17 protein-coding genes and 1 pseudogene are annotated in these 20,085 nt (G+C 70.3%); 6 read left to right on the top strand and 12 right to left on the bottom strand.

Features of this window, described 5'->3' with window-relative positions:
• The 3 genes from BHU15_RS39780 to BHU15_RS20625 all read right to left on the bottom strand — a co-directional run.
• On the bottom strand, window positions 1-1,522 hold a 1,522-nt coding region (locus BHU15_RS39780), incomplete at its 3' end, for a serine/threonine-protein kinase (protein WP_141726845.1).
• Window positions 1,523-1,558: 36 nt separating this feature from the next.
• Window positions 1,559-3,982, bottom strand: a complete 2,424-nt coding sequence (locus BHU15_RS20630) for a protein kinase domain-containing protein (protein ID WP_069628551.1) — start codon at window positions 3,980-3,982, stop codon at window positions 1,559-1,561.
• Between the two features lie 110 nt (window positions 3,983-4,092).
• Window positions 4,093-5,376, bottom strand: a complete 1,284-nt coding sequence (locus BHU15_RS20625; protein WP_031230336.1) for an adenylosuccinate synthase — start codon at window positions 5,374-5,376, stop codon at window positions 4,093-4,095.
• Window positions 5,377-5,520: 144 nt separating this feature from the next.
• Between BHU15_RS20625 and BHU15_RS20620 the strand changes: the two genes are divergently transcribed.
• Window positions 5,521-6,369 carry a diacylglycerol kinase family protein gene (locus BHU15_RS20620; protein WP_069628550.1) on the top strand — a complete coding sequence of 283 codons (849 nt, stop codon included), beginning with the start codon at window positions 5,521-5,523 and terminating at the stop codon, window positions 6,367-6,369.
• Window positions 6,370-6,435: 66 nt separating this feature from the next.
• On the opposite strand, the gene BHU15_RS20615 is transcribed toward BHU15_RS20620, so the two are convergent.
• Complete coding sequence (locus tag BHU15_RS20615; RefSeq protein WP_069628549.1) at window positions 6,436-6,966, bottom strand: GbsR/MarR family transcriptional regulator; 531 nt, start codon at window positions 6,964-6,966, stop codon at window positions 6,436-6,438.
• A gap of 145 nt (window positions 6,967-7,111) precedes the next feature.
• Between BHU15_RS20615 and BHU15_RS20610 the strand changes: the two are divergent.
• From BHU15_RS20610 to BHU15_RS20595, 5 genes and pseudogenes are all read left to right on the top strand, one after another.
• A pseudogene (locus tag BHU15_RS20610) lies at window positions 7,112-7,642 on the top strand (ABC transporter ATP-binding protein); the annotation flags it as partial.
• Window positions 7,616-7,906 carry an ABC transporter ATP-binding protein C-terminal domain-containing protein gene (locus tag BHU15_RS42300; RefSeq protein ID WP_438284971.1) on the top strand — a complete coding sequence of 97 codons (291 nt, stop codon included), beginning with the start codon at window positions 7,616-7,618 and terminating at the stop codon, window positions 7,904-7,906. The pseudogene BHU15_RS20610 and the gene BHU15_RS42300, both read left to right, overlap by 27 nt.
• Window positions 7,903-8,793, top strand: a complete 891-nt coding sequence (locus BHU15_RS20605) for a branched-chain amino acid ABC transporter permease (protein WP_023537482.1) — start codon at window positions 7,903-7,905, stop codon at window positions 8,791-8,793. The genes BHU15_RS42300 and BHU15_RS20605 overlap by 4 nt, the downstream gene beginning before the upstream one ends.
• Window positions 8,786-9,868 carry a branched-chain amino acid ABC transporter permease gene (locus tag BHU15_RS20600; protein WP_069628547.1) on the top strand — a complete coding sequence of 361 codons (1,083 nt, stop codon included), beginning with the start codon at window positions 8,786-8,788 and terminating at the stop codon, window positions 9,866-9,868. Before BHU15_RS20605 ends, BHU15_RS20600 begins: the two co-directional genes overlap by 8 nt.
• The gene (locus BHU15_RS20595; RefSeq protein ID WP_069628546.1) at window positions 9,865-11,148 is read left to right on the top strand and encodes an ABC transporter substrate-binding protein; all 1,284 of its coding nucleotides are present in this window, start codon (window positions 9,865-9,867) and stop codon (window positions 11,146-11,148) included. The genes BHU15_RS20600 and BHU15_RS20595 overlap by 4 nt, the downstream gene beginning before the upstream one ends.
• Before the next feature lie 85 nt (window positions 11,149-11,233).
• On the opposite strand, the gene pssA is transcribed toward BHU15_RS20595, so the two are convergent.
• The 8 genes from pssA to BHU15_RS20555 all read right to left on the bottom strand — a co-directional run.
• Window positions 11,234-12,088, bottom strand: a complete 855-nt coding sequence (pssA, locus tag BHU15_RS20590; protein ID WP_023537479.1) for a CDP-diacylglycerol--serine O-phosphatidyltransferase — start codon at window positions 12,086-12,088, stop codon at window positions 11,234-11,236.
• Entirely contained in the window at window positions 12,081-12,728 is a 648-nt protein-coding gene (locus BHU15_RS20585; protein WP_023537478.1) for a phosphatidylserine decarboxylase, read from the bottom strand. The genes pssA and BHU15_RS20585 overlap by 8 nt, the downstream gene beginning before the upstream one ends.
• Window positions 12,729-12,896: 168 nt before the next feature.
• Complete coding sequence (locus BHU15_RS20580; protein ID WP_069628545.1) at window positions 12,897-14,102, bottom strand: acyl-CoA dehydrogenase family protein; 1,206 nt, start codon at window positions 14,100-14,102, stop codon at window positions 12,897-12,899.
• A gap of 3 nt (window positions 14,103-14,105) precedes the next feature.
• Window positions 14,106-14,624: a MaoC family dehydratase gene (locus BHU15_RS20575; RefSeq protein ID WP_023537476.1), complete on the bottom strand. Its 519-nt coding sequence runs from the start codon at window positions 14,622-14,624 to the stop codon at window positions 14,106-14,108.
• A gap of 3 nt (window positions 14,625-14,627) precedes the next feature.
• Window positions 14,628-15,602: an HpcH/HpaI aldolase/citrate lyase family protein gene (locus BHU15_RS20570; RefSeq protein WP_023537475.1), complete on the bottom strand. Its 975-nt coding sequence runs from the start codon at window positions 15,600-15,602 to the stop codon at window positions 14,628-14,630.
• The gene (locus BHU15_RS20565) at window positions 15,599-17,644 is read right to left on the bottom strand and encodes a protein meaA (RefSeq protein WP_069628544.1); all 2,046 of its coding nucleotides are present in this window, start codon (window positions 17,642-17,644) and stop codon (window positions 15,599-15,601) included. Before BHU15_RS20565 ends, BHU15_RS20570 begins: the two co-directional genes overlap by 4 nt.
• Window position 17,645: 1 nt before the next feature.
• Window positions 17,646-18,983 carry a crotonyl-CoA carboxylase/reductase gene (ccrA, locus tag BHU15_RS20560; RefSeq protein WP_069628543.1) on the bottom strand — a complete coding sequence of 446 codons (1,338 nt, stop codon included), beginning with the start codon at window positions 18,981-18,983 and terminating at the stop codon, window positions 17,646-17,648.
• Between the two features lie 456 nt (window positions 18,984-19,439).
• A partial coding sequence (locus tag BHU15_RS20555; RefSeq protein WP_069628542.1) for a TetR family transcriptional regulator occupies window positions 19,440-20,085 on the bottom strand: 646 nt, incomplete at its 5' end.

The raw sequence follows: 20,085 nt of genomic DNA, 5'->3' as shown, positions 1-20,085 counted from the left end.
CACCGGACAGCCGGGCGACGAGCTTGCCGTCCGCGATGTCCAGCACCGTGAAGCCGTCGCCGTCCGGGGACAGCGTGTACACGCGCTCCGCGTCCATCTCGACCTGGCCGAAGGTGGCCTCGCCCGGCACCGTGCCCTTCGCGGGATAGCGCCACTTGGGGGTGCCGTCGGAGGCGTCGCGGGCCTCCAGCCAGACCTCCGCCCGCTCCTGGTAGCGCCACTCGCCCCGGACGTACGAGCAGACGAGCGTGGTGCCGTTGAGCGCGCAGCCCCGTGGTTCGCCGGGCTCCTGGGGCGGCTGGGACCAGGGTGACCAGCCGTCGGGGGCCTTCGCGCGGTCCGTGGCGGCCGGGCCGAAGTCGCTCATCTGGCTGGTGACGGTCACAGCGGCGGGCGCCGGGCGCTCGGACGAACCGCCCTTATCCGTTCCATCGGCGGAGTCGTTGCCCGAACCGTCGCCCCACGTCGCGAACAGGACCGCCGCCACCGAACCCACCACGGCCGCCGCGCCGACACCGATCGCCCATCCCAGCCGGTTGCCCCGCGCACGGACCGGCGGCGCGACTACTGGGGGCCCCGGTACCGGCGCCAGCAGGGCGCGGCCAACCGCGACCTCGTACTCACCTATCTGCCGCCGTACGCCCTCCGGCCACGGAAAGGCTCCCTCGCGCGGCGGCGGCGCCACGCCCGGACGCGCGGCGGCGGCCCCCTCCGGGTCCAGCGTTCGCAGCAACTCGCCCGTCGTGGGGCGCTGTCCGGGATCCGTACGCAGACAGGAGGCGATCACCTCCCGCAACTCCTCCGGAACCCGCGACAGATCGGCCCCGCCCCGCGCGATCCGGTTCACGACCGCCGCCAACTCGCTGTCGTGGAATGGCCCTTGGCCGGTCGCCGCGAAGCACAGCACCGCCCCGAGACAGAACACGTCGGACGCCGCCGTCACGCTGCGGTCCGCCGCCACATGCTCCGGCGACATGAAGCCCGGTGAGCCGACCATGACGCCCGTCGCCGTGAGCGCGGTCGTGTCGTACGCCTGGGCGATACCGAAGTCGATCAGGCGCGGGCCCGCCGTACCGAGGATGACGTTGCCCGGCTTCAGGTCGCGGTGCACCAGCCGCGCGCCGTGCACGGCCGACAGGCCGCGCGTCAGGTCCGCGCCCAACTCCCGTACGGCGGCGACCGACAGCGGTCCGGAGCGGTCCACCGCCTCGTCCAGCGACGGGCCCACGACATACTCGGTCGCCAGCCAGGGCCGCTCGGCGGCCGGGTCGGCGTCGACGAGCGCGGCGACGTACGGGCTGCGCACCGCTCGCGCGGACTCCGCCTCCCGGCGGAAGCGGAGCCTGAACTCCTCCTGGAACGACAGATCCTGACGGGTCGTCTTGAGCGCGACCAGATCGTGCGGGCCGCCGCCGGGCGGGAGCGCGAGATGGACCGTACCCATACCGCCCGAGCCGAGCCCGGCGATCAGCCGGAAGGGACCGATCGCGGCAGGGGTGAAAGCGTCCAGTGGGCGCAGCACGGCGTCAACTCCTCACAAACGGCCAGTTGTTCACTGTCACTCGCCGGACAGCCCCGGCAGTTCCATGGAACGCACCGTCCCGTCGTGGAACATCAGGAACACCACCCCGCCGACCGAGATCAACTCCGGCTCCCAGACGGACGCGTCGATGCCCTCCCCGAGGCCGCTGGTGGCCCGGTTGCCGGGTGCGCCCTCGATCCGTGACCGCGTCCCCTCCGGCGCGTTCCCCGACACCGGGAGCGTGTAGAGGAACTCGTTGTCCAGGAAGACAGCCGTGGAGCCGACCACGGACGCCTCGGACCGCAGATACTGCCCGTCCCGCGGGGCGGGCGGGAAAGTGCCGACCGTGCGGGGCGCGGCGTCGACTCCGCCGCCGAGTTCGGTCAGTTCCATCCGGGTGTTCTTGGCGTCGGGGGCGAGCCGGTACTCGGTCATCCCGACCGCCACCAGTTCCTCGGGCCGCTCGGGGCGCGGCTCGTCCCGTGACCCGAGTTCCAACGGGAGCAGCGTCGACGCGTCCAGCGCCACGCTGCCGCCGCCCTCGATCCCGCACAGCACCTCGCCGCTGCGCACGCGCACACTCACGCAGTCGCCGCCGGACCCACCCGCCGCGCCGTCCGGCACGGTGTACGGGGTCGGCTTGCCCGTACGCGCGTCGAACCCGGTCAGTCCGCCGTCCGTCGACGCGATGAGACGTCCGCCCGCGAAGGCCGTGGAGCCGAACCCGCCGTACGCCGCCTCCGCCCCGACATACGTCGACAGGGCGCGCTTCCACAGCGGTTCGCCGGTGGCGACGTCGAAGGCGTGCACCTGGGTGCCCTCGCCGCGGGTGGTGAAGAAGGCGACGCCGTCGGCGGCCAGCGCGTCGCCCTCGTTCGACAGCCGCACCGTGCCCTCGGCCGCCAACTCCCGCTCCCAGCGCACCTTTCCGTCCTTGAGGGACCGGGCGCGCACCATGCCCGCCTCGGCCGAGACGACCAGGTCGCCGTGGATCGCGGGGTTGCCGGCGTCGCCGGGCAGATACATCCCACTCGACGCGCCCATCCCCGGCTCCTCGCCGGGCACCGCCGACGGGGCCTTCCAGCGCGGTTCGCCGTCCGCGGCGCCGACCGCCTCCAGACCGCCGTAGAACATCCGGCACACCAGGATGTCGCTGGTCAGCGCGCAGTCCCAGGGCCGGCCGCTCAGCTTCGCCGTCCACGCGCGCCAGTCGTCCGGGCGGGCGGCCGGATCCACCGGGAAGTGGCGGCCCCGGTTGACGCCGTGCTCGTCGAGTCCGACGAGGGCGGCCTGCGGTCCGGCCTCGGGGGCGGGGGTGCCGGGAGCCGGGTCGTCCTGGAGCGCGCGGACGGCGAAGGCGCCCAGCGCGCCGAGGGTGAGCGCGGCGGCGACGACCGCGAGGACGGTCGCGGTGCGCCGACGGGGCGGGGCCGGTGGCCGCTGAGGCGCGCGCGGCGGGCCGGTGACCGTCTGCGCGCTGTGTACGGGGGACGCGCCCGGCATGGTCGGCAGCCGCCCGGCGACGGGCCCGGCGGCCCGTACGGCGTCGGCCAGGGCACCCTCGTACCGGGCGACTTGGGACCGTATGCCGTCCGGCCAGACGATGTGGTCCGACGCGCCCGCGTCCCGCAGACGCGTCTCCAGCGCGATCACGTCCGGGCGCGCCGACGGGTCGGGCCGCAGACAGTCCTCGATCAGGGCGCGTAACTCGTCGGGCACGGCGTCGAGTTGGGCCTCGGCCTGCGAGACCCGGTACAGCACGGCCGCCACCGGGCCCGTACCGAAGGGGCCTTCGCCCGTCGCCGCGTAACAGAGCACGGACGCCAGCGAGAAGACGTCGGAAGCGGACACCACATGGCGCCCGCCCAGCACATGCTCGGGCGACATGTAGCCCGGCGACCCGACCATGGCGCCGGTCGCCGTCAGGGTGCTCGCGCCGAAGTCACGGGCGATGCCGAAGTCGATGACGCGCGGTCCTCCGGCGCCGAGCAGGACGTTCGCGGGCTTCAGGTCACGGTGCAGGACCCGCGCGTGGTGGATGCCGCGCAGCGCCCGTACGAGGGCGAGACCCAGGCTCCGTACGGTCTCGGCAGGCAGCGGGCCGCACTCCCGTACGGCGCGGTCGAGCGTCGGGCCCGCGACGTACTCGGTGGCGAGCCAGGGCGCGGGCGCGTCCGCGTCACCGGCCAACAGCCGTGCGGTGAACCGGCCTTCGACCGCGCGGGCCGTCGCTATCTCACGGCGGAAGCGGTCACGGAAGGCGTCGTCGCCGGCGGCGTCGAGCAGATCGGCGCGTACGACCTTCACGGCGGCGAGCGACGGGGGTCCGCTCGCGGCGTGCGGGGAGGGGCGGGTGTCGGCGCCCAGGAACACCTCGCCCATGCCGCCGGCGCCGAGGCGGGCGAGGAGGCGGTAAGGCCCGATCCGGCGTGGTGACCGTTCGTGAAGCTCACCGAGCATCGGTGTCCGTCCCCCGTCGATGGTGCGGCGTGCCGGCGTCCACCGATGTTCTAGCAGATGGCTCCGCCCCGGGGGCGGGAGAGCGCCCGGGGCGGAGCCGAACGGGCCTGCTACAGGAAGGAGTTGATCTGGATCGTCTCCGTACGGCCCGGGCCGACGCCGATCGCGGAAATCGGCGCGCCCGACATCTCCTCCAGCGCCTTCACGTAGTCCCGCGCGTTCTTCGGCAGATCGTCGAAGGTCTTCGCCTTGCTGATGTCCTCCGTCCAGCCCGGCAGGTACTCGTAGATCGGCGTCGCGTGGTGGAAGTCGCTCTGGCTGTAGGGCAGTTCCTCGACGCGCTTGCCGTCGATGTCGTACGCCACGCACACCGGGATCCGCTCCCAGCCGGTCAGCACGTCCAGCTTGGTGAGGAAGAAGTCGGTGAGGCCGTTGACCCGGGTCGCGTAGCGTGCGATCACCGCGTCGAACCAGCCGCAGCGGCGGTCGCGGCCCGTCGTGACACCCCGCTCGCCGCCGATGCGGCGCAGCGCCTCGCCGTCCGCGTCGAGCAGCTCGGTGGGGAACGGGCCCGCGCCGACGCGGGTCGTGTACGCCTTGAGGATGCCGATGACCCGGCTGATCTTCGTCGGGCCGACACCGGAGCCCGTACAGGCGCCGCCCGCCGTCGGGTTGGACGAGGTCACGAAGGGATACGTGCCGTGGTCGACGTCCAGGAGCGTGCCCTGGCCGCCCTCGAAGAGGACGACCTTTCCGGCGTCGATCGCGTCGTTGAGGACGAGGGTGGTGTCGCTGACGTACGGACGCAGCTTGTCCGCGTAGACCAGCAGCTCCTCGACGATCTTCCCGGCCTCTATGGCCCGCCGGTTGTAGAGCTTGGCGAGGATCTGGTTCTTGAAGTCCAGCGCCGCGTCGACCTTCTGGGTCAGGATCGACTCGTCGTAGAGGTCCTGGACGCGGATACCGACCCGGTTGATCTTGTCGGCGTACGTCGGACCGATGCCACGGCCCGTGGTGCCGATCTTCCGGGAACCGAGGAACCGTTCCGTCACCTTGTCCATCGTGGTGTGGTACGAGGTGATCAGATGGGCGTTACCGCTGATCAGCAGCTTCGACGTGTCGACGCCCCGGTCGTTCAGCCCACTCAGCTCGGAGAACAGGACCGCCGGGTCGATGACGACGCCGTTGCCGATCACCGGCGTGCATTCGGGCGAGAGGATGCCGGAAGGGAGGAGATGCAGCGCGTATTTCTGGTCGCCGACGACGACCGTGTGGCCGGCGTTGTTGCCACCTTGGTAGCGCACCACATAGTCCACGGAACCACCGAGCAGGTCGGTGGCCTTTCCCTTGCCCTCGTCACCCCACTGAGCACCGAGCAGCACAAGTGCGGGCACAGGCGTACACCCCTTCCGGGCGGGGCATGTCCAACGTACGACGAAGCCTGAGCCGTCGAACCGGTTGCCCCGGAATAGACCAAGCCCCTGGCGCAATAGCGCAAGGGGCTCTTGCACAAGGATGCTACCCGAGGAAGGACCGAGGTGTCGGCTCCAGAGCCCGCCGAGAACGGTGCGCAACAGCTTCTGGTGGTCATCGACCCGGTCGCCCGCCGGACCGACGGCGAATCCGTGCGCATCGCGAAAGATGTGCTGAGCGCGGGCGCGACCGCGAAAATCTGCCTGCCCGACGGACCCGCCGAGTTCGCCCGGGTGCTCGCCCGCAGAGGCGCGAGACGGCCCGTGGTGATCGGCGACGACCGCGCCCTGCTGCGGACGGTGGCCCTGCTGCACCGCGAACGGGACCTCTCCGCGGGCGTGCTGTCGCTGGTGCCGGTCGGGGTGTCGGTCGAGCTGGCGCGCTCGCTCGGGGTGCCCACGGGCGCCGTCGCGGCGGCGCGGGCGGTGCTCGACGGGGTCGTACGGCGGCTGGATCTGCTCGTCGACGACAGCGACGGGGTGGTGCTGGGCGATCTGCGGATCCCGGCGCTGCCGTCGGCCGGGGGCCGCGCCGGCGGGCCGGGCGGCCCGTCGGTGTGGCACGCCTGCCGCTCCCTGGTCCGGACGCTGGTCAAGCCCGTGCCGCACCTGCTCACCGGGCATCCGCAGCGGCTGCGGGTGGAGGCGGACGGGGTCGTGCTGAGCGATCTGGACGAGCCGGTCGAGGCCGTGACGGTGTGCTCGCGGGGCGGCCGGGCGGAGGTCGTGGTGCGCAGACACGCCTCACCCGAGACCGTCACCGCCAGCGCGCTGTCGGTGACGGTCTCGGGCGCGGACTTCCGCTACCGGGCGGACGCGGCGGTGACGGGGCCGGTGCGGACACGGACGTGGACGCTGCGGGCGGGGGCGTGGGGGCTGACCCTGCCGGCGGAGGCCGCCGGCGCCCAGGCGTGAGGGGGTCGTCGTGGGCCGGGGGCACCTGGCGTGGGCCGGGGGCACCTGGCGTGGCGGGTCGCGGCCTCAGGGGCCGAGGTGTTCCGCCTTGTGCTTCGCCCAGCGTTCCATCATCGCCGCCAGTTCGTGCTCCACGAAGTTGAAGAACTCCAGCGTCTCGTTGATCCGGCGCCCCTGCGGGGTGTCGATCCCGAACTGCTCGACTCCCTCGCGCAGGGTGATCTGCCAGCGTCGCAGCACCGAGTCGCGGCTGGTCAGCGTCTCGTACCACTGGTTGCCCTGCACGCGGTAGCGCTCGCGGCGTGAGCCCGGTTCGCGTTCGCGGCTGACCATGTCGACCTGGGCGAGATAGCGGATCGCGCCGGACACCGCGGCCGGGCTGACCTGAAGCTGGGCGCCGAGTTCGGCGGAGCTCATGACGCCCTCCTTGGAGGCGAGCAGCGCGGCGAAGACCCTGGCGGGCATGCGCGTCATACCGGCCTCGACGAGTTGGGCCGCGAAGCGTTCGACGAACTCCGAGACGGCCGCCGCCTCTTCGTCGTGGGCTCCGTCGCGGCTGTCGCCTCCGGCACGGCCGTCTTCCCGCCGCTCACTCATGCGCTGACCTCAGTCTCTGTTCTCTGTACGCGTCTCTACGGGCCGGGCACTCCCGGTCCCGTCTACGCCTGACGCGAGTCTATCGAGCCCTTTTATACGCTTCCTTAACTTCACAAGTTTCTGAAAAAAGCGTACGTTCAGAACCATGACGAAGGCAATCACCGTCGCCGGACTGCACAAGTCGTTCGGCCGGACACACGCGCTGGACGGCCTCGACCTCACCGTCGACTCCGGCGAGGTCCACGGCTTCCTCGGCCCCAACGGCGCCGGCAAGTCCACCACCATCCGCGTCCTGCTCGGGCTCCTGCGCGCCGACTCCGGCAGCGTCCGCCTCGGCGCCACCGAACTCACCGGCCTCGCCCCGCACCGCGTCGCCGCGCTCGGCGTCGCCCGCACCTTCCAGAACCTGGCGCTCCCGCCGCACGCCACCGTCGCCGACAGCATGCTGCTCGGCCGCCACCGCCTCACCCGCGCCGGCTTCCTCGCCACCGGGCTCCGTCTGCCGTCCGCCGCCCGCGAGGAGCGCCGGCACCGGGCCAGGGTCCGCGAGGTGGCCGAGTTCGTGGGGCTGGCCGACGACCTGGACCGGCCGGCGGGAGCCCTCCCGTACGGCAAACAGAAGCTCGTCGAGCTGGGCCGCGCCCTGTGCATGGAGCCCAGGGTGCTGCTCCTGGACGAACCCGTCGCCGGGATGACGGCCGACGAGCGGCGCCGGACGGCCGCCGTCGTGGCCGGTGTACGCGACAGCCTCGGCATCTCGATCGTGCTGGTCGAACACGACATGGGGGTGGTCATGCGGCTCGCCGACGCCGTGACCGTACTCGACTTCGGACGCCGGATCGCCGGCGGTACGCCCGCCCAGGTGCAGAGCGATCCGGCCGTGGTCCGCGCGTATCTGGGCCAGGAAACCGACAACGCCGCCGAGGAGGCCACCCCATGACCACCTTCGTCGAACTCCTCCTCGGCGGGCTCTCGATGGGCTCCGTCTACGCCCTCATCGCGCTCGGCTTCGTCGTCATCTTCAAAGCCACCGAGGTCGTCAACTTCGCCCACGCCTCGCTCCTCCTCGCGGGCGGCTATGTCACCGCCGTACTCCACGACGACATCGGCTTCTGGCCCGCCCTCGCCGTCGGCATCGCGGGCGCCGCCGTCGTCGGATCGGCCGTCGAGTACACCGTCATGCGCCGCTACCGGGGCTCCGACCACAGCGTCCTCGCCATCGTCACCATCGGCGTCGACATCCTCCTCACCACCGAACTCACCCGCCGCATCGGCACCGACGTCCTCGCGCTCGGCGACCCGTGGGGCGACAAGCTCCTCACCATCGGGGACATCACCATCGCCCAGACCCGCGTCGCCGCCTTCCTCGCCGCCGCGCTCCTGATCACCGCCTTCCTGCTCGCCTTCCGCCACACCACCTGGGGCGTCGCGATGCGCGCGGCGGCCGAGAATCCGCAGACCGCCGCGCTGATGGGCGTGCGCCTCGGCCGGGTCTCGCTCTCCGCCTGGGCGGTCGCGGGCTCGCTCGCCGCCGTCGCCGCGCTGTTCCTCACGGTCTTCCCGACCCCCGGCCTGGAGCGCGCCACCTCCCTCGCCGCGCTGAAGGCATTCCCCGCCGCGATACTCGGCGGACTCGACTCCACGACCGGGGCGCTCGCCGGGGGACTGATCGTGGGAGTCACGGAGTCCTTCGCGACCGGCTACCAGAGCGATCTGACCTTCCTGGGCCGCGGCTTCGGTGACCTCGCGCCGTATCTCGTGATGGTCGTGGTGCTGCTCATCCGGCCCGCCGGGCTCTTCGGCACGAAGGAGCTGGCCCGTGTCTGATCCGACCCGGACTCCCCGGCAATTTCGCGCCTACGCCTGGCTCGCCGGCTCCCTCCTGCTCCTCGCCCTCCCCTTCTACCTCGACCGCTTCTGGCTCCAGGCCGGACTCTTCGCCATGGCCGCCGCCATCGGCGCCATCGGCCTCAATCTCCTCACCGGCGCCACCGGCCAGCTCTCCATGGGCCACTCCTTCTTCCTCGCCGTCGGCGCCTACGGCTACTGCGTCCTGGCGGGGGAGAGCGGCGAGGAGAACGGCCGGCACCTCACCGGGCTCGGCCTGCCCACCTGGCTCGCGGCGGTCCTCGCCGTACTCCTCGCGGGCGCGGCGGGCGGTCTCTTCAGTCCCATCGCCGGCCGGCTGCGCGGCGCCTATCTCGGTATCGCGACCCTCGCCCTGATCTTCATCGGGCAGCATGTCCTGTTCAACGCCGGCGACCTGACCGGCGGCTTCAACGGCCGCGACGTCCCCGTGCTGTCCCTCTTCGGCTTCGACTTCGACGACACCGAGACCGTGATCGCCGCCGTCCCCTTCGGTTCGTCCGAGAAGCTCTGGTACGTGGGTCTGTCCGCCCTCCTCGTCGGCGGCCTCTTCGCGCGCGGTGTGCTGCGCGGCCGACCGGGCCGGGCCATGAACGCGATCCGCGACCACCGCATCGCCGCCGGGGTGATGGGCGTGCCGGTCGCCCGCTACCGGGCCGCCGTGTTCGTCCTGTCCTCGATGTACGCGGGACTGGCCGGCGTACTGATCGCGCTGATCTTCCAGCGGACCGTGCCCGACTACTTCGGCATGATCCTGGCCCTCGAATATCTCGCCATGATCGTCATCGGCGGCCTCGGCACGGTCGCGGGCGCCGTCGTGGGCGCGGCCTTCGTCGCCCTGCTGCCGCAGCTCCTCACCCACTACAGCGACTCGCTCCCGCTGGTCGCCGACCCGGGCGGGGGCGGCGTCACACCGGGCGAGGCGTCCCGCTATCTGTACGGCGCCGCGATCGTCGCGGTGGTGCTCTTCCTGCCCGGCGGACTCACCCGCCTGTCAGTTCCGACGGTTCGACGGTTCTCAGGGGAGAAGTCATGAAGCGACGCGCACGTCGTACGAACGCGCCGAGGACCGGCGCGGCTCTGCTGGTCGTCCTCGCCCTCGCACTCGCGGGGTGCAGCGGCAAGGCCACCGAGGGGGACGGCAAGGACTCCGACGGGGCAGCCGGGGGAGTGAAGACCGGGCAGGGCGTGAGCGACAAGACGATCTCGCTCGGTGTGCTCACCGACATGACGGGCGTCTACGCCTCGCTCGGCAAGAGCGTCACCCAGGCCCAGCAGCTGTGGGCGGACCAGACGAACAAGGCGGGCGGTATCTGCGGCCGTACGGTCGAGCTGACCGTACGCGACCACGGCTACGACCCGCAGAAGGCCGTCGCCGCCTACACGGAGCTGGAGCCGGACGTGCTCGGCTTCGCCCAGTTCATCGGCTCGCCGTTCGTCGCCGCCGTCGAGAAGCGCATCGACGGCCAGGACAAGGGCCTGGTGCTGCCGCAGGCGTGGTCGGCCAATCTGCTCGGCAGCCCGTACGTGCGGGTGGTCGGCGCCACGTACGACATCGAGACCGTCAACGCGATCGACTACCTCCTCACCAACAAGCGCATCACCAAGGGCGACAAGATCGGCCATGTCTACTTCGAGGGCGACTACGGCGAGAACGCCCTCGTCGGCTCCGAGTACGCGGCGGAGCAGGCGGGCCTCACCGTCGTCGAGCAGAAGATCAAGCCGACCGACAACGACATGTCCGCGCAGGTCGCCGCCTTGAAGAAGGCCGGTGTCAAAGCCGTCGTACTGAGCGCTGGGCCGCGCCAGGCGGCCTCCCTGGTGGGTGTGGCGGCGGCCGGCGGATTCAATGTGCCGATCGTCGGCAACAACTCGGCGTTCGCCCCGCAGCTCCTCGCCACCGCGGCGGGCCCGGCGCTGATGAAGGACTACTACATCGCCTCGTCCACCCTGCCCATCGGCTCGGCCGAGCCGGCGCCCAAGAAGCTGGCCACCGAGTACGCGGCGGCCTACCCGGACGACGTGCTCGACAACGGCGTCGTGTCCGGCTGGACGGCCGCCTCGCTCTACGGCGAGCTGCTGAAGACGGCGTGCGAGAACAAGGACCTCACCCGGGAGGGGATCGACAAGGCGCTGCTGGGGCTTGACGCGTTCTCCACCGGCTTCGGGATCACCCACGACTTCTCGGACCCGGCGGCCCCCTCCACCCGTGAGTCCGTGATCATGAAGCCGGACTCGAAGGTGCCGGGCGGTCTGAAGGTCGTCCAGGAGGCGCGGGTGGCGGAGCCCGCGCAGTCGTTCACCTTCGGCGGCTGACCGGCCCACGACCCACCGGTCCGGCACAGGAAAGGGCCCGGACGCCTCAGGCGTCCGGGCCCTTCCCACGATCACGATCCAGCCGCTACGGCAGCTGCGCCGCCCGCGCCTCGCGCCGGTTGTCACGGAAGGTGTTCACTCGCCGCGCCGTGGCGAAGAGCGGGATCACCGCGCCCGTCACCACCTGGAGCGCACAGCCGGTCTGGAGCAGCAGCTGCCCACCCGGCGCGTCGAACGCCCAGGCCGCCAGCAGCCCCATCGCGGCCACGATCCAGCCGAGCATCGCCACCGCGAGGACACCCCGCGGCTTCGGATACTCGACCCGGCTCACCATCAGCCACGCCACGCCGATGATGGCGAGCAGCGTCGGTACGAAGGGAAGCTCCAGCAGCACGATGGAGACGACCGTGAGCGCGCCGAAGGGGCTCGGCATGCCCTGGAACATGCCGTCCTTCAGCGTCACGCAGGAGAATCTCGCGAGCCGCAGGACCACCGCCAGCAGTACCACGACCGCCGCCAGCGCCGACACCCGCTGATGCGCGTCGTCGGCGACCATGCCGTAGACGAGCACGAAGTACGCGGGCGCCAGCCCGAAGCTGATCAGGTCGGAGAGGTTGTCCAGCTCGGCACCCATCGGGGAGCTGCGGAGCTTGCGCGCCACGAGGCCGTCGAACAGGTCGAAGACCGCCGCGCACAGCATGAGGATCACGGCGGTGGCCGCGGAGTGCCGCGCCATACCGGACTCTTCGCTGCCCTGGAGATGGGGGATCAGGATGCCGGTCGTGGAGAAGTACACGGCCATGAAGCCGCAGGTGGCGTTGCCGAGGGTGAGGGTGTCCGCTATCGACAGCCGCATGGAGAGCGGCATGTCTTCGGCGTCGTCCTCTTCTTCCTCCTCGGCCTCCGCCGCCCAGCCGGCCTGGGTGTCGGGATCAATCACGGTCAATTCGAGTCACCCCTGCGGTCGTGGCCTGACCGACCTCGACAGCGACGTCGACACCTTCCGGAAGGTAGATGTCGACGCGCGAGCCGAAACGGATCAGGCCGATGCGCTCGCCTTGCTCCAGCTTGGTCCCCTGCGGTACGTACGGCACGATCCGCCGGGCCACGGCGCCGGCGATCTGCACCATCTCGATGTCACCGAGCTCGGTGTCGAAGTGCCAGACAACGCGCTCGTTGTTCTCGCTCTCCTTGTTGAACGCGGGGACGAAACCGCCGGGGATGTGCTCCACCGACGTCACCGTGCCCGCGAGCGGGGCGCGGTTGACGTGGACGTTCAGCGGGCTCATGAAGATCGCGACGCGGGTGCGTCCGTCCTTCCACGGCATGATGCTCTGCACCACTCCGTCGGCCGGTGAGATGACCCGGCCCTGCGTGATCTCTCGCTCGGGGTCGCGGAAGAACCACAGCATGCCCGCCGCGAGAGCGGTGGCGGGCACGGCGACGACGGCGGCGCGCTTCGAGCTGCGCGCACGGAGCAGGCTGAGTGCTGCGGTGGCGACGGTCGGCAGAAGCCACGGCGAGGCTCCGCGCGCGAGGCGGACGCTGCCGCGAGGTGCGGAGGTTTGGCTGTGGGGCATGAATGACCTTCGTAGCGGATGATGCCGCACGGGCAACGGGGACGGCGGCTTTCCGTCGATGGTATCGGTTGCCGGGTGCAACTGGGCAATGCAGAAGCCGAGTCGGCGGCCGGAAGACGATGACGCGGTGTGATGTCGTGGGCGGTCAAATGGGACGATAGGCCGTGATCAGCCCTGGAATCGGTACTCCTCCAGCAACCGGCGACCAATGATCATTTTCTGGATCTCGGCGGTACCCTCGCCGATCAGCAGCATCGGCGCCTCACGGTAGAGACGCTCGATCTCGTACTCCTTGGAGAAGCCGTAACCGCCGTGGATACGGAAGGCGTCCTCGACGACTTCCTTGCAGTATTCGGAGGCGAGGTACTTCGCCATCCCTGCCTCCAGGTCGTTTCGTTCCCCGGAGTCCTTTTTGCGTGCCGCGTTGACCATCATCGCATGAGCTGCTTCGACCTTGGTGGCCATTTCAGCCAGTTTGAATTGGATCGCCTGATGCTGGGCGATCGGTTTCCCGAAAGTTTCCCGCTGCTGGGCGTACGAGACACCCAGCTCGAACGCACGTTGTGCGACGCCACAGCCACGCGCCGCGACGTTCACGCGGCCGACCTCCACGCCGTCCATCATTTGGTAAAACCCTCGGCCGGTGGTGCCGCCGAGGACCCGATTGGCCGGAATGCGTAGTCCGTGCATGATCAACTCGGTGGTGTCGACGCCCTTGTAGCCCATCTTGTCGATCTTGCCGGGGATGGTGAGACCGGGCCGCACCTCACCGAAGCCGGGCTCCTTCTCGACCAGGAACGTGGTCATCGACTTATGGGGTGCCGTGCCCTCCGGGTGTCCTTCGTCACTGCGGCACAGAACGGCGACGAGCGTGGACGTGCCGCCGTTCGTCAGCCACATCTTCTGACCGTCCAGGACGAATTCGTCGCCCTCCCTGACGCCCTTCGACGTGATCGCCGACACGTCCGAGCCGAGCCCCGGCTCCGACATCGAGAACGCGCCACGCACCTCGCCGGCCGCCATGCGCGGCAGGAAGGTGTCCTTCTGTTCCTGGGTGCCGTGCTGCTTGAGCATGTACGCCACGATGAAATGCGTGTTGACGATGCCCGACACGGACATCCAGCCGCGCGCGATCTCCTCCACGCAGAGCGCGTACGTGAGCAGCGACTCGCCCAGACCGCCGTACTCCTCGGGGATCATCAGCCCGAACAGGCCGAGTTCCTTGAGCCCTTCGACGATCCGGGTCGGATACTCGTCGCGGTGCTCCAGCTCCGTGGCCACCGGCAGGATCTCTTTGTCGACGAAGTCCCGTACGGTGGACAGGATCTCCCGCTGGACGTCGGTCAGGTCCGCGGTCTGGGCGAGACGGCTCATGGGTCAGATCTCCTTCGTCGTGGGCATCGGCTCGGGACGGCCGGGCTGTTCACCGCCGCGCCGCTCGATGTAGGCGGCGGTCGGCACCATCACCTTGCGGCGGAACACACACACGACGGTGCCGTCCTGCTTGTAGCCCCTGGTCTCCACGTGCACGACCCCGCGGTCGTCCTTGGACCGCGACGGCGTCTTGTCCAGGACCGTCGTCTCGCCGTACAGCGTGTCGCCGTGGAAGGTCGGCGCGATGTGCTTCAGCGACTCGACCTCCAGATTGGCGATGGCCTTGCCGGAGACGTCGGGCACCGACATGCCCAGCAGCAGCGAGTAGATGTAGTTCCCCACCACCACGTTCCTGCCGAAGTCGGTCGTGCTTCCCGCGTAGTTGGCGTCGAGATGCAGCGGGTGGTGGTTCATGGTGAGCAGACAGAACAGGTGGTCGTCGTACTCGGTGACGGTCTTGCCCGGCCAGTGCTTGTAGACCGCGCCGACCTCGAACTCCTCGAAGGTGCGCCCGAATCGCATCGCTCACGCCTCCGGGGCTTCGAACACGGAGGTACGGCGCAGACCGGCGGCCCGCCCCTTGCCGGAGACGACCAGCGCCATCTTGCGGCTCGCCTCGTCGATCATCTCGTCGCCGAGCATCGCGGAGCCCTTCTTGCCGCCCGCCTCGGACGTCGCGTAGTCGTACGCGTCGAGGATCAGCTCCGCGTGGTCGTAGTCCTCCTGCGACGGCGAGAAGATCTCGTTCGCCGCGTCGATCTGGCCCGGGTGCAGCACCCACTTGCCGTCGAACCCGAGCGCGGCGGCCCGGCCGGCGACCTCGCGGAACGCGTCGACGTCCCGGATCTGGAGGAACGGCCCGTCGATCGCCTGGAGATCGTGCGTACGGGCCGCCATCAGGATCCGCATCAGGATGTAGTGGTAGGCGTCCGCGCCGTAACCGGGCGGCTGCTGCCCGACCACCAGGGTCTTCATGTTGATCGACGCCATGAAGTCGGCCGGGCCGAACACGATCGTCTCGAGACGCGGCGACGATGCCGCGATCTCGTCCACGTTCACCAGGCCCTTGGCGTTCTCGATCTGCGCCTCGATACCGATCCGGCCGACCTCGAAGCCCATCGTCTTCTCGATCTGGGTGAGCAGCAGATCGAGCGTCACCACCTGCTGCGCGTCCTGCACCTTGGGCAGCATCACGCAGTCCAGATTGTGGCCCGCGCCCTCCACGACCGTGATCACGTCGCGGTACGTCCAGTGCGTCGTCCAGTCGTTGACGCGTACGACCCGCGTCTTGCCCGTCCAGTCACCCTTGTTGAGCGCGTCGACGATGGTGTGCCTGGCGCCCTCCTTGGCGAGCGGCGCGCAGGCGTCCTCCAGGTCGAGGAAGACCTGGTCGGCGGGGAGCCCCTGGGCCTTCTCCAGGAAGCGCGGGTTCGAGCCGGGGACGGCCAGGCACGAGCGCCTCGGCCGGAGCCTGTCGCGGCGGGATTCGGTGCTGGTCATGGGGAGACCTCCAGGGGGTCCGGGTCCAGGGGTTCGAGCTTGTTCGCGTGACGGATCTCGTCGACGATACGGCCGATGATCTCGGTGATCCCGAAGTCCTTCGGGGTGAACACGGCGGCCACTCCGGCGGCCCGCAGCGCCTCGGCGTCCGCGCTCGGGATGATCCCGCCGACGATCACCGGCAGGTCCCCGGCACCCGCCTCGCGCAGCCGCCCCAGCACGTCCGGCACCAGCGCGGCGTGCGAGCCGGACAGGATCGACAGACCGACGCAGTGCACGTCCTCGGCGACGGCGGCGTTCACGATCTGTTCGGGCGTCAGCCTGATGCCCTGGTAGACCACCTCGAACCCGGCGTCCCGCGCCCGTACGGCGATCTGCTCGGCCCCGTTGGAGTGCCCGTCCAGCCCCGGCTTGCCCACCAGCAGCCGCAGCCGCCCCGAGCCCAGTTCGGCGGCCGTCCGGTTCACCTTCTCCCGTACGGCCGCCAGCGGCGTCCCCGCCTCGGCGGCGACCGCGACCGGTGCGCCGCCCACCCCCGTCGGGGCCCGGAACTCGCCGAAGACGTCCCGCAGCGCGAAGGACCACTCACCGGTCGTCACCCCGGCCCGCGCGCACTCCACGGTCGCCGCCATCAGATTCTCGGTGCCGGCCGCGGTCTTCTTCAGGGCGGCCAGCGACGCGCTCGCCCGCGCCTCGTCACGGCCCGCCCGCCACTCGTGCAGCGCGGCCACCACCCGTGCCTCGTTCGCCGGATCGACCGTCATGATCGCGGTGTCCAGATCGGCGGTCAGCGGATTGGGCTCGGTCGACTCGAAGCAGTTGACCCCGACGATCTTCTCCTCGCCCGACTCGATACGCGCCCGGTGCTCGGCGTGCGAGGACACCAGCCGCGACTTCAGATAGCCGGACTCGACGGCGGCCAGTACACCGCCCATGTCCTCGATCCGCTCCATCTCCGCCAGCGAGTCCGCGACGAGGGACGCCACCTTCGCCTCCACGACGTGCGACCCGGCGAAGATGTCCTCGTACTCCAACAGGTCGCTCTCCAGGGCGAGTACCTGCTGTATCCGCAGCGACCACTGCTGGTCCCACGGCCGGGGCAGCCCCAACGCCTCGTTCCAGGCCGGGAGTTGTACGGCGCGCGCCCGCGCGTCCTTGGAGAGCGTCACGCCCAGCATCTCCAGGACGATGCGCTGCACGTTGTTCTCCGGCTGCGCCTCCGTCAGACCCAGGGAGTTGACCTGGACGCCGTAGCGGAAGCGCCGCTGCTTCTCGTTCGTCACGCCGTACCGCTCGCGGGTGACCTGGTCCCAGATCCGGCCGAAGGCGCGCATCTTGCACATCTCCTCGACGAAACGCACCCCGGCGTTCACGAAGAACGAGATACGGCCCACGACATCGCCGAACCGCTCCGGCGGCACCTGTCCGCTGTCACGCACCGCGTCCAGCACCGCGATCGCCGTCGACATCGCGTACGCGATCTCCTGGACCGGGGTCGCCCCCGCCTCCTGGAGGTGGTAGCTGCAGATGTTGATCGGATTCCACCGGGGGATGTGCGCCACCGTGTACGTGATCATGTCGGTGGTCAGCCGCATGGACGGCACCGGCGGGAAGACATGCGTCCCGCGCGACAGATACTCCTTCACGATGTCGTTCTGCGTCGTCCCCTGCAACAGGTCGCGGTCCGCGCCCTGTTCCTCGGCGACCACCTGGTAGAGCGCCAGCAGCCACATGGCCGTGGCGTTGATGGTCATCGAGGTGTTCATCCGCTCCAGCGGGATGTCCTTCAGCAGCCGCCGCATGTCCCCGAGATGGGAGACGGGAACCCCGACCCGGCCGACCTCGCCGCGCGCGAGGACGTGGTCGGGGTCGTAACCCGTCTGCGTCGGCAGGTCGAAGGCGACGGAGAGACCGGTCTGGCCCTTGGCGAGATTGTTCCGGTACAGCGCGTTGGACGCCTCGGCGGTCGAATGACCGGCGTACGTCCGCATGAGCCACGGCCGGTCCTTGGCGGGCCTGTCGCCCGCTTCCGGTTCCGGCATGTCACACGTCCCGGAAGCGGTTGATGGCGTCGACGTGCTGTGCGCGGGTCCCCGGGTCGCTGACGCCCATACCCTCGCGGGGGGCCAGCGCGAGGACGCCGACCTTGCCCTGGTGCCGGTTGCTGTGCACGTCGTACGCGGCCTGGCCGGTCTCCTCCAGGGCGTACACCTTCGACAGGGTGGGGTGGATCTTTCCCTTGGCGACGAGCCGGTTGGCCTCCCACGCCTCGCGGTAGTTGGCGAAGTGCGAGCCGATGATGCGCTTCAGCGACATCCACAGATAGCGGTTGTCGTACTCGTGCGTGTAGCCGGACGTCGAGGCGCACGTGACGATCGTGCCGCCCTTGCGGGTGACGTACACGCTGGCGCCGAAGGTCTCGCGGCCCGGGTGCTCGAAGACGATGTCGACGTCCTCGCCGCCGGTCAGCTCGCGGATGCGCTTGCCGAACCGCTTCCACTCGCGCGGGTCCTGGTGGTGCTCGTCGCGCCAGAACCGGTAGTCGTCCGCGGTGCGGTCGATGATCGCCTCGGCGCCCATGCGCCGGCAGATCTCCGCCTTGTGGTCGCTGGAGACCACACAGACCGGGTTGGCGCCGCCGGCGAGCGCGAACTGGGTGGCGTACGAGCCGAGTCCGCCGCTCGCCCCCCAGATCAGCACGTTGTCACCCTGCTTCATCCCGGCGCCGTTGCGCGACACCAGCTGGCGGTACGCGGTGGAGTTGACCAGGCCGGGCGCCGCCGCCTCCTCCCACGACAGGTGCGCGGCCTTGGGCATCAGCTGGTTGGACTTGACGAGCGCGATCTCGGCCAGACCGCCGAAGTTGGTCTCGAAGCCCCAGATGCGCTGCTCGGGGTCGAGCATCGTGTCGTTGTGCCCGTCGGAACTCTCCAGTTCGACGGAGAGACAGTGCGCGACGACCTCGTCCCCGGGATGCCAGGTGTTGACGCCGGGTCCGGTGCGCAGGACGACGCCCGCCAGGTCGGAGCCGATCACGTGGTAGGGCAGGTCATGACGCCGGGTCAGCTCGCTGAGCCTGCCGTAGCGCTCCAGAAAGCCGAAGGTCGACATCGGCTCGAAGATCGAGGTCCAGACGGAGTTGTAGTTGACCGAGCTGGCCATCACGGCCACCAGGGCCTCGCCGGGCCCGAGTTCGGGCACCGGCACGTCGTCGATGTGGAGAGACTTGCGCGGGTCCTTCTCGTGGGAGTCGAGACCGGCGAACATCTCGGTCTCGTCCTTGTGCACGGTCACCGCGCGGTACGAGTCGGGCAGGGGGAGTGCGGCGAAGTCGGCGGACGTACTGTCCGGCGACAGGATGGCGTCCAGGATGTCCTTCACGGTGTGGCCTCCGGCGAAGCGTGTTGCGGGAACGCTGAACAGGTCCCTGAGGGATGGGACGAAGGGCTGCGCTGTGCGCGTGGTGCGAGGGAGGTGTGCCGTCGGTTCGGCGCGTGCGGGTGCGGGGCGACGCCGGGTGGGCGTGCGAAGTGCCTGTGACGCAGGCGTCCGGGCACGCGGGCCGGGGGGCTCGCGGGGACAGTCGGCGTACGAGAGGTCTCGGTACGCCGGCCGCCCGGACATCTCCAACGTATGGCACGCGATGTCATTGGACAAGGCACTGCGTGCCAAGAATCTGTCTCAGTTGTCATCCGTGAGGCACGCATGAGCACCAGCAGTCCACTCTGTGAGGTGAAATGTCACCTTAGGTGGCGCTTTGGTGGCGATACGTCTCAGCGGAGGCGTGTCACCTCAGGCATGTGGGGGCGCGTCGCCACAGGCGTGCGCGCGGACGGCCTACGCGTCCTTCAGCGCCTGCTTGATCGTGCGCATGACCTCGTCCAGCGGCGCGTCCGTCCGGGCCACCGCCACCAGGACCTCGCCGCTGGTGCTCACCGAGGCCGCCGGCCGCTCGCCGCCGCCCATGGTCCGGCCCGCGCCGATGCCCGAGCCGTAGATGTCGCGGACGATCGCGAACGCGTGGTCCAACTGGGTCTCCACGTCGCCCTGCCCGTCCGCGCGCAGCCAGCGCCGCAGCACATGGTTGTGCGCGGTGACGACGGCGGACGCGGCCACCTCGGCGAGCAGCGGGTCGTCGTTGCCGTCGGTGTGGTCGTGCTCGTCGAAGTGGCCCAGCAGATAACGGGTGAAGAGCCGTTCGTAGCGGGCCACCGAGGCGATCTCGGCCTCGCGCAGCGTCGGCACCTCGCGGGTGAGCTGGTAGCGCGCCACCGACAGGGTCGGCTGGGCCGCGTACATCCGCATGACTTCCTTGATGCCCCGGCACACCGTGTCGAGCGGATGCTCGTGCGCGGGCGCCGCCTGGAGGACGGCCTCCGCGCGGACGAGGGTGTCGTCGTGGTCGGGGAAGATCGCCTCTTCCTTGGAGCGGAAGTGCCGGAAGAACGTCCGCCGCGCGACCCCGGCCGCCGCCGCGATCTCG

The sequence above is a fragment of the Streptomyces niveus genome, from assembly GCF_001723055.1.
GTDB lineage: Bacteria > Actinomycetota > Actinomycetes > Streptomycetales > Streptomycetaceae > Streptomyces > Streptomyces niveus.
This window is presented reverse-complemented; position numbering and strand designations above follow the sequence as displayed.

Excerpts from the sequence above, each read along its gene's own strand:
- BHU15_RS20585 (WP_023537478.1), bottom strand. The coding sequence starts at position 12,728 with ATGCCCCACAGCCAAACCTCCGCACCTCGCGGCAGCGTCCGCCTCGCG.
- BHU15_RS20575 (WP_023537476.1), bottom strand. The coding sequence starts at position 14,624 with ATGCGATTCGGGCGCACCTTCGAGGAGTTCGAGGTCGGCGCGGTCTAC.
- BHU15_RS20615 (WP_069628549.1), bottom strand. The coding sequence starts at position 6,966 with ATGAGTGAGCGGCGGGAAGACGGCCGTGCCGGAGGCGACAGCCGCGAC.
- BHU15_RS20595 (WP_069628546.1), top strand. The coding sequence starts at position 9,865 with ATGAAGCGACGCGCACGTCGTACGAACGCGCCGAGGACCGGCGCGGCT.
- BHU15_RS20630 (WP_069628551.1), bottom strand. The coding sequence starts at position 3,982 with ATGCTCGGTGAGCTTCACGAACGGTCACCACGCCGGATCGGGCCTTAC.
- BHU15_RS20580 (WP_069628545.1), bottom strand. The coding sequence starts at position 14,102 with ATGAGCCGTCTCGCCCAGACCGCGGACCTGACCGACGTCCAGCGGGAG.
- BHU15_RS42300 (WP_438284971.1), top strand. The coding sequence starts at position 7,616 with ATGGAGCCCAGGGTGCTGCTCCTGGACGAACCCGTCGCCGGGATGACG.
- BHU15_RS20565 (WP_069628544.1), bottom strand. The coding sequence starts at position 17,644 with ATGCCGGAACCGGAAGCGGGCGACAGGCCCGCCAAGGACCGGCCGTGG.
- BHU15_RS20605 (WP_023537482.1), top strand. The coding sequence starts at position 7,903 with ATGACCACCTTCGTCGAACTCCTCCTCGGCGGGCTCTCGATGGGCTCC.
- BHU15_RS20570 (WP_023537475.1), bottom strand. The coding sequence starts at position 15,602 with ATGACCAGCACCGAATCCCGCCGCGACAGGCTCCGGCCGAGGCGCTCG.